General features: G+C 71.9%; 9 protein-coding genes. 6 read left to right on the top strand and 3 right to left on the bottom strand.

The features are described 5' to 3' along the window. Positions 1-227 precede the first annotated feature (227 nt). Both speB and AC07AZ_RS14675 read left to right on the top strand, forming a co-directional pair. Entirely contained in the window at positions 228-1,196 is a 969-nt protein-coding gene (speB, locus tag AC07AZ_RS14680; RefSeq protein WP_478847480.1) for an agmatinase, read from the top strand. Next, a complete protein-coding gene (locus AC07AZ_RS14675; RefSeq protein ID WP_478847478.1) occupies positions 1,193-2,872 on the top strand; it encodes a thiamine pyrophosphate-binding protein in 1,680 nt (559 codons plus the stop codon). Before speB ends, AC07AZ_RS14675 begins: the two co-directional genes overlap by 4 nt. Before the next feature lie 113 nt (positions 2,873-2,985). Here AC07AZ_RS14675 and AC07AZ_RS14670 read toward each other — a convergent pair whose 3' ends face one another. From AC07AZ_RS14670 to AC07AZ_RS14660, 3 genes are all read right to left on the bottom strand, one after another. Beyond that, the gene (locus tag AC07AZ_RS14670) at positions 2,986-3,606 is read right to left on the bottom strand and encodes a DUF7691 family protein (protein ID WP_478847476.1); all 621 of its coding nucleotides are present in this window, start codon (positions 3,604-3,606) and stop codon (positions 2,986-2,988) included. A 95-nt stretch (positions 3,607-3,701) separates the two neighbouring features. After that, positions 3,702-4,505 carry an endonuclease I family protein gene (locus AC07AZ_RS14665; RefSeq protein ID WP_478847474.1) on the bottom strand — a complete coding sequence of 268 codons (804 nt, stop codon included), beginning with the start codon at positions 4,503-4,505 and terminating at the stop codon, positions 3,702-3,704. 196 nt (positions 4,506-4,701) lie between these two features. Beyond that, positions 4,702-6,975, bottom strand: a complete 2,274-nt coding sequence (locus AC07AZ_RS14660) for an ArnT family glycosyltransferase (RefSeq protein ID WP_478847472.1) — start codon at positions 6,973-6,975, stop codon at positions 4,702-4,704. Between the two features lie 156 nt (positions 6,976-7,131). On the opposite strand from AC07AZ_RS14660, the gene AC07AZ_RS14655 reads away from it, so the two are divergent. The 4 genes from AC07AZ_RS14655 (at position 7,132) to AC07AZ_RS14640 (ending at position 14,126) form a co-directional block, all read left to right on the top strand. Then, entirely contained in the window at positions 7,132-7,992 is an 861-nt protein-coding gene (locus tag AC07AZ_RS14655; RefSeq protein WP_478847470.1) for a serine hydrolase, read from the top strand. 371 nt (positions 7,993-8,363) lie between these two features. Further along, positions 8,364-12,095, top strand: a complete 3,732-nt coding sequence (locus AC07AZ_RS14650; RefSeq protein WP_478847467.1) for an ABC transporter ATP-binding protein — start codon at positions 8,364-8,366, stop codon at positions 12,093-12,095. Positions 12,096-12,172: 77 nt separating this feature from the next. Continuing rightward, entirely contained in the window at positions 12,173-12,559 is a 387-nt protein-coding gene (locus AC07AZ_RS14645) for a hypothetical protein (protein ID WP_478847465.1), read from the top strand. Positions 12,560-12,677: 118 nt separating this feature from the next. Next, positions 12,678-14,126: a S28 family serine protease gene (locus AC07AZ_RS14640; RefSeq protein ID WP_478847463.1), complete on the top strand. Its 1,449-nt coding sequence runs from the start codon at positions 12,678-12,680 to the stop codon at positions 14,124-14,126. Positions 14,127-14,237 lie beyond the last annotated feature (111 nt).

Genomic DNA, 14,237 nt, shown 5'->3' with positions numbered 1-14,237 from the left:
GGCCTCCTGTCGTCCCTGGCCGCCCACGTCGTCGTGTCCCTGGCGACCCGGCCGACCGACCCGGCCGACCGACCCGGCCGACCGACGCGGCCGTCCTCGCCGCCCGGCGCGAGCGGCTCGCCGGCCGGTCTCCCGAACGCGTATCCGAACCCGTGGCGGCTTCCCAGTAAAGTCGTCAGAAGACGCAGTACATACGCGATGAAGCGTAGGAAAGAAGGCAGTTCCCCATGAGCAGCAACGAGACGCCCCGCGGCCCCGTCGACTCCTCCCGCGTCCCGCGCTACGCCGGACCCGCGACCTTCGCCCGGCTGCCGCGCCTGGACGAGGTCGGCCGCGCCGACGTCGCCGTGATCGGCGTGCCGTTCGACTCGGGCGTCTCCTACCGGCCGGGCGCCCGCTTCGGCGGCAACGCGATCCGCGAGGCGTCCCGGCTGCTGCGCCCCTACAACCCCGCCCAGGACGCGTCACCCTTCGCGCTGGCGCAGGTCGCCGACGGCGGCGACATCGCCGTGAACCCGTTCAACATCAACGAGGCCGTCGAGACCGTCGAGGCCGCCGCCGACGACCTGCTCGGCACCGGCGCCCGCCTGATGACCCTGGGCGGCGACCACACCATCGCGCTGCCGCTGCTGCGGTCGGTGGCGAAGAAGCACGGCCCGGTCGCGCTGCTCCACTTCGACGCGCACCTCGACACCTGGGACACCTACTTCGGCGCCGAGTACACGCACGGGACCCCGTTCCGCCGCGCGGTCGAGGAGGGCATCCTCGACACCTCGGCGCTGTCCCACGTCGGCACCCGCGGCCCGCTGTACGGCAAGCAGGACCTCACCGACGACGAGAAGATGGGCTTCGGCATCGTCACCTCCGCCGACGTCTACCGGCGCGGCGCCGACGAGGTCGCCGACCAGCTCCGCCAGCGCATCGGCGACCGCCCGCTGTACATCTCCATCGACATCGACTGCCTCGACCCGGCGCACGCGCCCGGCACGGGGACGCCGGAGGCGGGCGGCATGACCTCCCGCGAACTCCTGGAGATCCTGCGCGGCCTCGCCTCCTGCCACCTCGTCTCGGCCGACGTCGTCGAGGTCGCCCCCGCCTACGACCACGCCGAGATCACCTCGGTGGCCGCGTCCCACACGGCGTACGAACTGACCACGATCATGTCCCGCCAGATCGCCGAGGCCCGCTCGAAGTGACGCACGACCACGACCTCGAACTCCGTCCCACGCCCGCCCAGACGGAGGCCGCGCTGAATCCTCCTCCCGGCCGCAACGGCGGAGACCTGGTCGTGGAGACACTGGCCGGGCTCGGCGCGACCACCGTGTTCGGGCTGCCCGGCCAGCACGCCCTCGGCATGTTCGACGCGCTGCGCCGCTCGGACCTGCGCTACGTGGGCCTGCGGGTGGAGAACAACGCGGGCTTCGCCGCCGACGCCTACGGCCGGGTCACCGGCGAGGCCGCGCCGCTGCTGCTGTCCACCGGTCCGGGCGCGCTCACCTCGCTGGCCGCACTCCAGGAGGCGGCGGCCGCCTCCGCCCCCGTGCTGGCGGTCAGCAGCCAGATCCCGGCCCGCGGTCTCGGCGGCGGCCGCCACGGCTACCTCCACGAACTGCCCGACCAGGCGGCCTCGTTCCGCGGCGTGGTGAAGTCGGTGCACACCGTGCGCGCCCAGTCCCAGATCCCGTCCGCGATCGCGGCGGCCTGGAAGTCGGCGCTCACGGCTCCGCACGGGCCCGTGTGGGTGGAGATCCCGCAGGACGTACTGCTCGCCGAGACGCCCCTCCCCGTCGTGACGGCGGTGGACGCGACCCCGGAAGAGCTGCCGCCGCGCCCCGAACTGACCGCCGTGGCAGCCCACTTGCTCTCGCAGGCCGAGCGTCCGGTGATCATCGCGGGCGGGGGAGTCGTCCGGGCGGACGCGTCGAGGAAGCTGCGCCAGCTGGCGGAGAGGCTCCGCGCACCCGTCGTCACGACCTTCGGCGGCAAGGGCGCGTTCCCCTGGGAACACCCCCTCTCCCTCCAGTCCTGGCTGGAGGACCGGCACACGACCGACTTCCTGGAGGACGCCGACGTCGTCCTGGTCGTCGGCTCGGGCCTCGGCGAACTCTCCTCGAACTACCACACGTTCAGGCCCCGGGGCCGGGTGATCCAGATCGAGGCGGACCTCGGCAAGCTGGAGTCCAACCAGCCGGCGCTGGGCATCCACGCCGACGCGCGCCTCGCGCTCCAGGCCCTGCTGGAGACGGTGGACACGCGGGAGGACGCGAGCGCCCCGGAGCGTGTACGAACGCTGCTGTCGAAGGTGCGTGAGCGCATCGACGCCCAGGAACTCACCCTGGAGCAGGACCTGTTGGCGTCGGTGCGGCGGGCGCTGCCGGACGACTCGCCGTCCTTCTGGGACATGACGATCCTCGCGTACTGGGCGTGGTCGGCCTTCGACGCCAAGGGTCCCAACCACATGCACTCGGCGCAGGGCGCCGGCGGCCTCGGCTACGGCTTCCCGGCGGCCCTGGGCGCGGCGGTCGCCGATCCCACCCGCCCGGTGCTCGCGGTGTCCGGTGACGGCGGCGCGCTGTACTCCGTCGCCGAGCTGGCGACGGCACGGCAGCACGACCTGAACGTCACCTGGCTGATCGTCGACGACGGCGGTTACGGCATCCTGCGCGAGTACATGACCGACGCCTTCGGCCAGGCCACGGCGACGGAACTGAGCCGCCCCGACTACGTGGCCCTGGCCGAGTCGTTCGCGGTCCCGGCAACCAGGACGACCCCCGAGACGCTGGAACACGACCTGACCAAAGCCCTCACGTCCCCCGGCCCCTCGGTAGTCGTCCTCCCCGCGCTGCTCCGCATGTTCGCTCCGACCCATTAGGGGCGCGGGGAACTGCGCGAAACCACAACGCACCCGCACCCGACCGACGGAGGTGCGGGTCCACCAGGGGCGCGGGGAACCGCGCGAACCCCCCAACGCCCCGCCCGCGAACGTCAGCTGAACCAGAAGAAGATCGTGTCAGGGCACCGTCCAAGCTTCTGCGCCCGCTCCCACTCCTCCGCCTCATACCGCATCAGCCCGGCGAACTTCCGCACCGTGTCCTGGTATTCGGGACTCAGCCGGTCGTGAATCGCCTCGTACACGTCCGCGAGCGCCGCCGCCCGCTGAGCCGGCAGGATCCCCACCGAGGGGAAGCCGTCGCCGGGATGCGGCAGCCGGATCGGCGGCCCGCTGAACAGGAACGAGCCCGGCAGCAGGTCGGACGGCACACCGTGGCGGACCAGTTCGTCGTCCACGCGGTAGAACCAGGACGGCCAGCGCCACACCCCGAGGTCGGTGGTGTCGGAGAAGTGGGAGGCCACCGCCTCGTGGAAGGCGTACGTGTACGCCGGGCTCATCTCCTCGCTCGGCGTTCCCTCGATCAGTTCGTCGAGCGCCCGGCTCACGGTCACACCGAGTTCGATGTGCTGCTCGCGAAACCGCGCGTCGGTCCGCGCGCAGCGTTCACGGACGACTCCGAGGACCCGTTCCTGCTTTTCCGTGCGTTCCACCGCCGTGAGCAGTCGGATCACGTCCCGCATGTCCCCGGTGCTCATCTCCAGGCAGTAGCCCACTCTTTCCTCCCCGTTGGCCGGACGACTGCGTCCATGATCCGCAACGGGGTGGGGGCGCGGTGCGGCGGGGGGCACCGCGCCCGGCGAAAGCGGTCCTACCAGATCGCCTCGACCCACTCCGGGTGGTCGATGAACGGGTTCCGGTTGTGCTGGTAGGTGTCGTAGATGACCTGGTTGCGCTTCTCCTCGAAGGCGCTGGGCGGGTCCGCCTCGTTCCAGGCCTTGAGGACGGAGAGCTTGCCCATGTACGGGTTGCTGCCGTTGTTGACCTTCTCGTTGGGCTCCAGGTCGGCGAAACCGTCGTCGCCCTCGTAGCGCACGGCCATGTAGAGGATCATGCGGGCCACGTCGCCCCTGTCGGCGGCGCGCGGCTGGAAGGAGTCGGAGTCGACGAGGCTGCCGCCCCCGCCCGTGACCGTGCTGCCGCCGTTGTCGAAGTCCAGGTTGCCGCGGGTGCTGTTGACCTGCACGTCCGCGGGGCGCAGATGGTGCAGGTCGGTGCCGGGGCCGGTCACCTCGCCGAAGTCGCCGTGGGACTTGGCCCAGGTGTGCTCGCGGTTCCAGTCGCCGGCGTCGCCGCCGTTGAGGGACTTGGCGCGCGAGACGCCGCTGTACAGCAGGATCACGTTGTTGCTGTTGTTCGGGTCCTGGTCGGTGACCTTCAGCGCGTTCCAGACCGCGGAGTAGGAGATCTTCGTCTGGCTGCTGATGATCGTGTGCAGCGAGGACTTGAGGCTCGTACCGGTCTTGCCGATCGCGTTCTTGTAGTACGTCGAGTCGTACGCGGTCGTGGTCGCCGCGGCGGGGGTCGCGGTGAGCGCGGGAACGGTGAGTCCGACCAGGACGGTGGCGGTGGTGAGCGCCACCGACTTCCAGTGGCGTAGGCGTGTCGCCGGCATGTAGGGGGTCCCATCTACGCGGGTTGAATGAAGGCGGCAAACGGGAGAGTGGCATGGACATGCAGGCTTGTCCATGAACCGAACGTGTCCATCCGATGACGGAGACCGGCAATCCGCCCCTTGTCTACGCGAGTTGACGTACCAGAACGGCCCCCGACCGTGGTCGGGGGCCGCCGGGTGCCGGTGGGCGCGGGTGTCAGTTCACGTCGGACGCGTCCAGGCGGTAGACCGCCGAGGCGGTGCTCTGCGCGGAGGACGAGGAGGACGACGAGGACGAAGAGTCGGCGGACGAGGACGCCGTCTTGCTGTAGGCGCTCTCCTTCACCGCCGTCCCGTTCTTCTGCACCCACGCGGTGACCTCGGAGCTGACGTCCGAACCACCGCCCATGCCCCCGCCCATGCCGCCGCCGAGCTGGATGTAGTGCAGCTCGCCCTTCTTCACCAGTTCCTTGAGCCTGGTGAGCGTCATCGCCTTGTCGGAGCCGGACCAGCCCCACATGGAGATGACCGGCTCACCGCTGCTGAGGATGAGCTGCGCCGCGCTCTGTGAACTGGACACGGCGAGCAGCCACTTGGCACCGTCCTGGTGCTTCTTCAGGTACGCGACGAGTTCGGTGCTCGCGCCGCCCATGCCGCCACCGGGCCCACCGCCCAGGCCGGCCGCACCCGGCTGCCCGGCACCGGTACCGGCCCCGCTCCCGGCCGTACCGCCGCCTGTCGTGCCGTCAGCGCCGCCGGGGGGCGTGCCGCCCATCTCGCCGGTACCGCCCGGCGCCTGGCCGTTCTGTCCGCCCGGGGCGCCCGGCAGTTCACCGTTTCCGCCGCCCGGCGTCATCTGGCCACCGCCGGGCAGCTCGCCGCCGGCCTGACCGCCGGCCTGGCTGTTCTGCCCGTCCTGTTGCTGCCCGCCGGGGAAGCCGCCCCGGGTTCCGCCACCGCCGCCGGGACCGCCGCCGAAGCCGCCGCCCGTCGAGGGGCCCGCCGTGGGGTTCGTACCGCCCATGCCGCCGCCCGAACCGGACGGCACCGACCAGGCGTAGGCCGCCGGGCCCGCCACCGCCGCGACGACCGCCGCCGCGAGGGAGGCCGCCAGCAGGCGGGCGCGGTCGCCGGAGCGGAAGACGAGGAGACCGGTGATCGCCAGCGCCATGACGACCGCGATCGCCGGCCACAGCCAGGTGTTCCAGCCGGAGGAGCGCCGCAGCAGGACGACCGCCCAGCCGGCGGTGACCGCGAGCCCGGCCGGCAGCACCCACACCCACCGCTTGTCGGTGCGGAAGGCGCGCAGCAGCAGCACTCCGCCGCCTCCGCACAGCGCCGCGATGCCCGGGGCGAGCGCGGTCGTGTAGTAGGGGTGCATGGTGCCCTCGGCCATGGCGAAGGTCAGGTAGTGCAGGGCGGTCCAGCCGCCCCACAGCACCAGCGCGGCGCGGGTCAGGTCGGTGCGCGGGGCGCGCCCGCACAGGACCAGGCCGCCGGCGCAGGCGATCGCGGCGAACGGGATCAGCCAGGAGATCTGGCCGCCGAGGATGCCGTTGAAGAGCCGTCCGAGGCCCGCGGTCCCGGAGAAGCCGCCGCCCCCGCCGCCGCCGCCCCCGCCGTTGCCCTCGCCGCCGAAGACCCGGCCCAGGCCGTTGTAGCCCATGATCAGGTTCCAGGCGGTGCCGTCCGTCGAGCCGCCGATGTAGGGCCGGTCGGCGGCGGGGACCAGGGACACGGCAGCCGCCCACCAGAAGCTGGAGACGGCCAGCGCCACGGCCGCGAGCAGCAGGTTCACGAGCCGCTTCACGAGCCCGGGCCGGGCCGCGTACAGATAGACCGCGAAGACGGCCGGCAGCGCGATGTAGCCCTGGAGCATCTTCGTGTTGAAGGCGAGGCCGAAGCAGACCGCCGAACCCAGCAGCGGCAGCAGCCGGCCGTCCCGGACCGCGCGCAGGCCGAGCGCCGCACCGCCCACCATGAGCAGGACCAGCAGGGTGTCCGGGTTGTTGTCGCGGTTGATGGCGACCGTGATCGGGGTCAGGGCGAGGACCAGCGCGGCCACGGTGGCGGCCACGTGCCCGAACACCCGCCTGACGCCGGCGTGCAGGATCCAGATCGTGCCGACGGCGGCCACGATCATCGGCGTCATCATCTGCCACGTGCCGTATCCGAAGATCCGGCAGGACAGGCCCATCACCATGAGGGCGAGCGGCGGCTTGTCGACGGTGAGGAAGTTGCCCGCGTCGAGCGAGCCGAAGAACCACGCCTTCCAGCTCTGCGTGCCGCTCAGCACGGCGGCGCTGTAGAAGCTGTTGAGGCTGGAGCCGGACAGTTTCCAGGAGTAGAGCACCGCCGCGAGCGCCATGATCGCGATCAGCGCGGGGAGGGACCAGCGGGGCGCCTTGTCCGGGACCGCCGTGGCGGGGTCCGGCGGCGGCCGGTCGGAGGTCACGGTCGTCTGGGGGTGTGGGTCGGTGGCAGATGTCACCCGCGCAGCGTGTCCGGCCGGGGTGGGTGAGCGCTGTGCCGGAGCTGGCTCCGGGCTGTGAATACACCGAGGACGCGGTAACGCCTTGCCCAGCCTTTGCCCAACGCGACAGACGACTCGTACAACCTTTCGTTCGAACTCGTGAGTCAACAAGGCATGACTCACGGGAAACCCAGACGCGCGAGACTCGTCGCGGCCGCCCTCGGCGCAGGCGTGCTCATACCCGTCGTGGCCGGCGCGGCCCCGGCGGCCGCGGCCACGACGACGGTCAGCTGCACGTCCACGAACGCGGTGCTGGCGACGAAGCTGAAGAAGGACATCACCGCCGCCCTGGTCGGCCGCAAGGGCACCATCGCGGTCGGCCTCTACGACCGGACCACCAAGACCACCTGCACGCTGCGCCCCGCCACCGCCTTCGACTCCGCCAGCGTCGTCAAGGTGACCGTCCTCGGTGCCCTGCTGTGGGACGCGCAGAAGACCGGCCGCGCGCTCACGGACCGCGAGAAGACGCTGGCCAAGGCCATGATCACCCAGTCGGACAACAGCGCGACCAGCACCCTGTGGAAGCAGCTGGGGCTGACGAGGGTCAAGGGCTTCCTCGCCGCCGCCAACATGACCCACACCACGCCCGGCGCGGACAACTACTGGGGCCTGACCCAGATCAACGTGACCGACGAGCAGCGACTGCTCAAGCTGATCACCGCGAGCAACACGGTGCTGACCGACGCGTCCCGCGCCTACATCCAGACGCTGATGAGCCAGGTCGTCTCCTCGCAGCGCTGGGGCACCCCGTACGGCGCCCCCTCCACCGTCTCCGTGCACGTCAAGAACGGCTGGCTGGAGCGCGCCACGCACGGCTGGCGGGTGCACAGCGTCGGCACCTTCAACGGCGGCGGCCACGACTACATGATCACGATCCTCACCCACGGCAACGCCACCATGAGCTACGGCATCACCACCATCCAGGGCGTCGCCAAGGTCATCCACCGAGACCTGGCCACCAGCACCCTCACGTAGACAGCCCCGGGGGCACGGGGGAGCGGCGCAATCCGCCCCCCACGCCCGCACACCCCCAGGGACGCGGGGAACCGCGCGACCCCCCACACCGGCACGTGAACGGGGGCGCGCGGAACTCCGCGCCCCACGCACCGGCACACCCTCAGGGGCGCGGGGAGCTGCGCGAATCCCCTCACGCACCGGCACGTGAAACAGGGGCGCGGGGAACTGCGCGAAACCCCCACCCACCCGCACCTTCCCACCCACGCAAGCCGCCACCCAGCCGACCCACCTCCACCCGCCAGCGCAAGCGAATTGTTGCGGAGGGATGAAATCCGCTCCCCGCCGCGTTGGTGCTTTCCGGTACACCAGGTCCAACGGAAGGCACCGGCGTGGCAGGGCAACAGGCGCAGACGCGAGGCTGGGCGCGCAGACTCGCCGGATACGCATGGCGTTATCCGAAGGACGTCGTCCTCGCCCTCGGTGCCTCGCTCGCCGGCATGGCCGTCATGGCGCTGGTCCCGCTGGTCACCAAGGTGATCATCGACGACGTGATCGGCGACCACACCCGTGACATGGCCCCCTGGGCGGGCGCCCTGATCGTCGCGGCCCTGCTGGTCTACGTCTCCGCCTACGTCCGCCGCTACTACGGCGGCCGGCTCGCCCTGGACGTCCAGCACGACCTGCGCACCGAGATGTACGGGACGATCACCCGGCTCGACGGGCGCCGGCAGGACGAGCTGTCCACCGGCCAGGTGGTCGGCCGGGCCACCAGCGACCTCCAGCTGATCCAGGGCCTGCTGTTCATGCTCCCGATGACCATCGGGAACCTGCTTCTCTTCGTCATCTCCCTGGTGATCATGGCGTGGCTGTCGCTGCCGCTCACGCTCGTGGCCCTCGCGGTGGCCCCCGCCCTGTGGTGGATCGCCCGGCGCAGCCGGACCAGGCTGCACCCCGCCACCTGGTACTCCCAGGCCCAGGCCGCCGCCGTGGCCGGAGTGGTCGACGGCGCCGTCAGCGGCGTCCGGGTGGTGAAGGGCTTCGGCCAGGAGGAGCAGGAGACCGGGAAGCTGCGGGAGGTCGGCCGGCGGCTCTTCGCGGGGCGGCTGCGCACGATCCGGCTGAACGCCCGGTACACCCCGGCCCTCCAGGCCGTGCCCGCGCTCGGGCAGGTCGCGATGCTCGCGCTCGGCGGCTGGCTCGCCGTCCGCGGGCACATCACGCTCGGCACGTTCGTCGCCTTCTCCAGTTACCTCGCGCAGCTCGTCGGCCCGGTGCGCATGCTCGCGGTGGTCCTCACGGTCGGGCAGCAGGCGCGGGCCGGCACCGAACGCGTCCTGGAGCTGATCGACACCGAGCCGTCGATGACCGACGGCACCAAGGAGTTGCCCGCCGACGCCCCGGCGAGCGTCGAGTTCGACGACGTCCACTTCGGCTACGCCGACGGACGCCCCGTCCTCGACGGGCTCTCCTTCGAGATCCGCCCCGGCGAGACCCTGGCCGTCGTCGGTTCCTCCGGCTCCGGCAAGTCCACGGTCTCGCTGCTTCTGCCGCGCTTCTACGACGTGACGCACGGCGCCGTCCTGATCGGCGGCCACGACGTCCGCGAGCTCACCCTCGACTCCCTGCGGGCCGCGATCGGCCTGGTCCCCGAGGACTCCTTCCTCTTCTCGGACACGGTGCGCAGCAACATCGCCTACGGCCGTCCCGACGCGAGTGACGAGGAGGTCCGGGCCGCCGCCCGGGCCGCCCAGGCGGACCGTTTCATCACCGAGTTGCCCGACGGCTACGACACCACGGTCGGCGAGCACGGCCTCACCCTGTCCGGCGGCCAGCGCCAGCGCGTCGCGCTCGCCCGCGCGATCCTCACCGACCCGCGCCTGCTCGTCCTGGACGACGCCACCTCCGCCGTGGACGCCCGCGTCGAGCACGAGATCCACGAGGCCCTCAGGCAGGTCATGGAGGGCCGGACGACCCTGCTGATCGCCCACCGCCGTTCCACCCTCAACCTCGCCGACCGCATCGCCGTCCTCGACGGCGGCCGGCTCGCCGACCTCGGCACCCACGAGGAACTCCAGGCCCGCTCCGCCCTCTACCGCCGGCTGCTCACCGACCCGGACGAGCTCGGCGGTGTCTCGCCCGGCCACGCCCCGGCCGCGGCGCCGAGGGAGGACACCTCCGTACGGGAGGAGCTGGACGCCGAGTTCGACGCCGAGCGCGGCATCACGCCCCGGCTGTGGGCGGGCGAACGCGTGCCCAGGGACACCGCGATGGAGGGCATGCCGGCGACCCCCGGACTCCTCGACCAGGTCGGGGCGCTGCCCCCGGCGACCGACGTCCCCGACGTCGACGAGGCCCGCGCGGTCACCGCCGAGGAGTCCTACGGGCTGCGCAGGCTGCTGCGCGGTTTCGGCCTGCCCCTGCTGGTCAGCCTCGGCCTGGTCGCCGTGGACGCCGGCACGAGCCTGCTCCTGCCGGTGATGATCCGGCGCGGCATCGACCAGGGTGTCTCCGCCGCCGCCCTCGGCGCGGTCTGGACGGCCTCGCTGTTCGCGCTGCTCGCCGTCGGAGTCCAGTGGGCGGCCCAGGTGGGCGAGACCCGGATGACCGGACGCACCGGCGAACGCGTCCTGTACACGCTGCGTCTGAAGATCTTCGCCCAGCTCCAGCGGCTCGGCCTCGACTACTACGAGCGGGAGCTGACCGGCCGGATCATGACGAGGATGACGACGGACGTCGACGCCCTCTCCACGTTCCTGCAGACCGGCCTGGTCACCGCGTTCGTCTCGGTCGTCACCTTCTTCGGCATCATGGCCGCCCTCCTGGTGATCGACGTGCGGCTCGCGCTCGTCGTGTTCGCCACGCTGCCCCCGCTGCTCGTCGCCACGTTCTTCTTCCGCCGGGCGAGCGTGAAGGCGTACGAACTGGCCCGCGAGCGCGTGTCGGCGGTCAACGCCGACCTCCAGGAGTCGGTGTCCGGGCTCAGGATCGTGCAGGCGTTCCGGCGCGAGCGGGACGGCGGACGCCGGTTCGCCGAGCGCAGCGACAGTTACCGGCAGGCCCGCATCCGCGGACAGCGGCTGATCTCCGTCTACTTCCCGTTCGTGCAGCTGCTGTCCTCCGTCGCCGCGGCCGCCGTGCTGATCGCGGGCGCGGGCCGGGTGGACGCCGCCACGCTCACGACCGGCGCGCTGGTCGCCTACCTGCTGTACATCGATCTGTTCTTCGCGCCCGTGCAGCAGCTCTCCCAGGTCTTCGACGGCTACCAGCAGGCGACCGTCTCGCTGGGCCGCATCCAGGAACTGCTGCGGGAACCGACCTCGACCCGGGCGGCCGAGAAGCCGCTCGCCGTGCGGTCCCTGCGGGGCGAGATCGCCTTCGAGGACGTGCACTTCAGGTACGGAGCCGAGGAAGAGGCTCTGAGCGGCGTCGCGTTGCGGATCCCGGCCGGCCAGACGGTCGCCTTCGTGGGCGAGACCGGCGCCGGCAAGTCGACCCTGGTGAAGCTGGTGGCCCGCTTCTACGACCCCACCGGCGGCCGGGTCACCGTCGACGGCACGGACCTGCGCTCCCTCGACCTCACCTCCTACCGCCACCGCCTCGGGGTCGTCCCGCAGGAGGCGTACCTCTTCCAGGGCACCGTGCGCGACGCCATCGCCTACGGCCGCCCCGGCGCCACCGACGCCGAGGTGGAGGCGGCGGCCCGCGCGGTCGGCGCCCACGAGATGATCGCCACCCTGACCGGCGGCTACCTGCACGAGGTCGCCGAACGCGGCCGCAACCTCTCGGCCGGCCAGCGCCAGCTGATCGCCCTGGCCCGCGCCGAGCTCGTCGACCCCGACGTCCTGCTCCTGGACGAGGCGACGGCCGCCCTCGACCTGGCCAGCGAGGCCCTGGTCAACCAGGCGACGGACCGTCTCGCGGGCCGCCGTACGACCCTCGTCGTCGCCCACCGCCTCACCACCGCCGCCCGCGCCGACCGGGTCGTGGTGGTGGACCACGGCCGGGTCGTGGAGGACGGCACGCACGAGGAACTGCTGTCCCTGGGCGGCCGGTACGCCGAGCTGTGGCGGACGTTCGCCGGCGAGGACGAGCCGGAGGAGTCGGTCACCGCGACCACCTGAGAATCGGGCAACCGTCCGACACACGTTCTGCGTCCGTACACCCGTACGCTCGTTGCCGGGGTGTGGGAGGGACGACAGTGGATCGTGGGGCGATACGCCGGAGGTTCGCGGCCGGGGTGGCCGTACTGACGGCGTCCGGGCTGCTCGCGCTGGTGGCGCCGGCGGACGCGCAGGCCGCCACCTCGTGCTCGGGCCGCAAGGTCCGCACGCTGCCGTTCGCCACCGGCGCCGTGCAGGTCTACAAGCGCGGCGGCTACGTCTGTGCCGTCACCCTCCCGCACGAACCCGGCACCCGCAGGGACATGTCGGTCAGTGTCCAGGCGCGTGGCAGCCGGCCCGTGGTCGACCGGGGCCGCTACTCCCACCGCGCCGGGCCGGTGACCGTGCACGCCGGCCACCGCTGCGTGTGGGTCAAGGGCTCGGTGGGACGCGGAGCGGTCAGCTCCGGCTGGATCCTGTGCTGAACCGGGGCGCTTCCCGCCCCTCGGCCGAGGGATTTCCCTCTTCTGCCCATCTCCCCTGGTGCCGAAGCGAGTTGCTCCGCTAGCTTCCGGCGCACATACGTCTCACAGGGGAGTGTGCATGCGCAAGGCGCTCAGATGGCTGCTGGCGCTCACGGTGCTCATCGGCACGTTGAGCACGGCGGGGGCGGCCACCGCCGCCGCCGGGCCGGAGGCCACCGGCACCACCGCCACGGACACCGACATCAAGGACCGGCTGCTGGCCATCCCGGGGATGAGCCTGGTCCAGGAGAAGCCCTACACCGGCTACCGCTTCTTCGTCCTGAACTACACCCAGCCGGTGGACCACCGCCACCCGTCCAAGGGCACGTTCCAGCAGCGGATCACCGTGCTGCACAAGGACGTCTCCCGCCCGACGGTCTTCTACACCGGCGGCTACAGCGTCTCCACGACCCCGAGCCGCCGCGAGCCGACCCAGATCGTGGACGGCAACCAGGTCTCCATGGAGTACCGCTTCTTCACCCCCTCGCGGCCCGACCCGGCCGACTGGAGCAAGCTCGACATCTGGCAGGCGGCCAGCGACCAGCACCGCGTCTTCACGGCGCTCAAGTCCGTCTACACCAAGAAGTGGATCTCGACGGGCGGCTCCAAGGGCGGCATGACGGCCACCTACTACGAGCGCTTCCACCCGCGGGACATGGACGGGGTCGTCGCCTACGTCGCCCCGAACGACGTCGTCAACGACGAGGACTCCGCCTACGACCGCTTCTTCACCCGGGTCGGCACCAAGGAGTGCCGCGACAGGCTGAACGCGGTGCAGCGCGAGGCCCTGGTGCGCCGGGAGCCGCTGGAGAAGAAGTACGCGGCCTACGCGGCCGACAACGGCTACACCTTCGACACCATCGGCAGCCTGGACCGGGCCTACGAGGCGGTCGTCCTCGACTACGTCTGGGGCTTCTGGCAGTACAGCCTGCTGTCCGACTGCGCCTCGGTCCCGGCGGACGCCAGGACCGCGACCGACGACGACATCTGGAACTCGATCGACACGATCTCCGGGTTCTCCTTCTACACCGACCAGGGCCTGGAGCCGTACACGCCCTACTACTACCAGGCGGGCACACAGCTCGGCGCGCCGACGATCCACTTCCCGTACATCGAGAAGAAGTACCTCCGCTACGGCTACCAGCCGCCCCGGAACTTCGTCCCGCGCTCCATCCCCATGAGGTTCCACCCCAAGGCGATGCGTGACGTCGACTCCTGGGTCCGGCACCACGCCCACCACATGCTCTTCGTCTACGGCCAGAACGACCCGTGGGGCGCGGAGCGGTTCGCCGTCGGCAGGGGGGCGAAGGACTCGTACGTCTTCACGGCGCCGGGTCTGAACCACGGCGCGAACGTGGCCGGTCTGGTCGCCGACCAGAAGTCCCTCGCCACGGCCCGCATCCTGGAGTGGGCGGGCGTCGCCTCCGCCGCCGTGCAGGCGGACCCGGCGGCGGCCAGGCCGCTGGCCGCGTTCGACGCGAGGCTCGACCGCAGGGACGTGGAGCGCGAGCCGGCGCTGCGTCCGTGACTCCGGTGCCGGGGGGGGGGGGGGGGGGGGGGGGGGGGGGGGGGGGGGGGGGAGCGGGGGGGGGGGGGGGGGGGGGGGGGGGGGGAGCGGGGGGGGAAGGGGGGAGAGAAA

Source organism: Streptomyces sp. NPDC043878 (assembly GCF_056435735.1).
The sequence above is the reverse complement of the archived record's forward strand: the minus strand, read 5'-3'. Positions and strand labels throughout refer to the sequence as shown.

Coding starts and splice junctions, on each gene's coding strand:
- AC07AZ_RS14640 (WP_478847463.1), top strand. CDS start 12,678: ATGCGCAAGGCGCTCAGATGGCTGCTGGCGCTCACGGTGCTCATCGGC.
- AC07AZ_RS14665 (WP_478847474.1), bottom strand. CDS start 4,505: ATGCCGGCGACACGCCTACGCCACTGGAAGTCGGTGGCGCTCACCACC.
- AC07AZ_RS14655 (WP_478847470.1), top strand. CDS start 7,132: ATGACTCACGGGAAACCCAGACGCGCGAGACTCGTCGCGGCCGCCCTC.
- speB (WP_478847480.1), top strand. CDS start 228: ATGAGCAGCAACGAGACGCCCCGCGGCCCCGTCGACTCCTCCCGCGTC.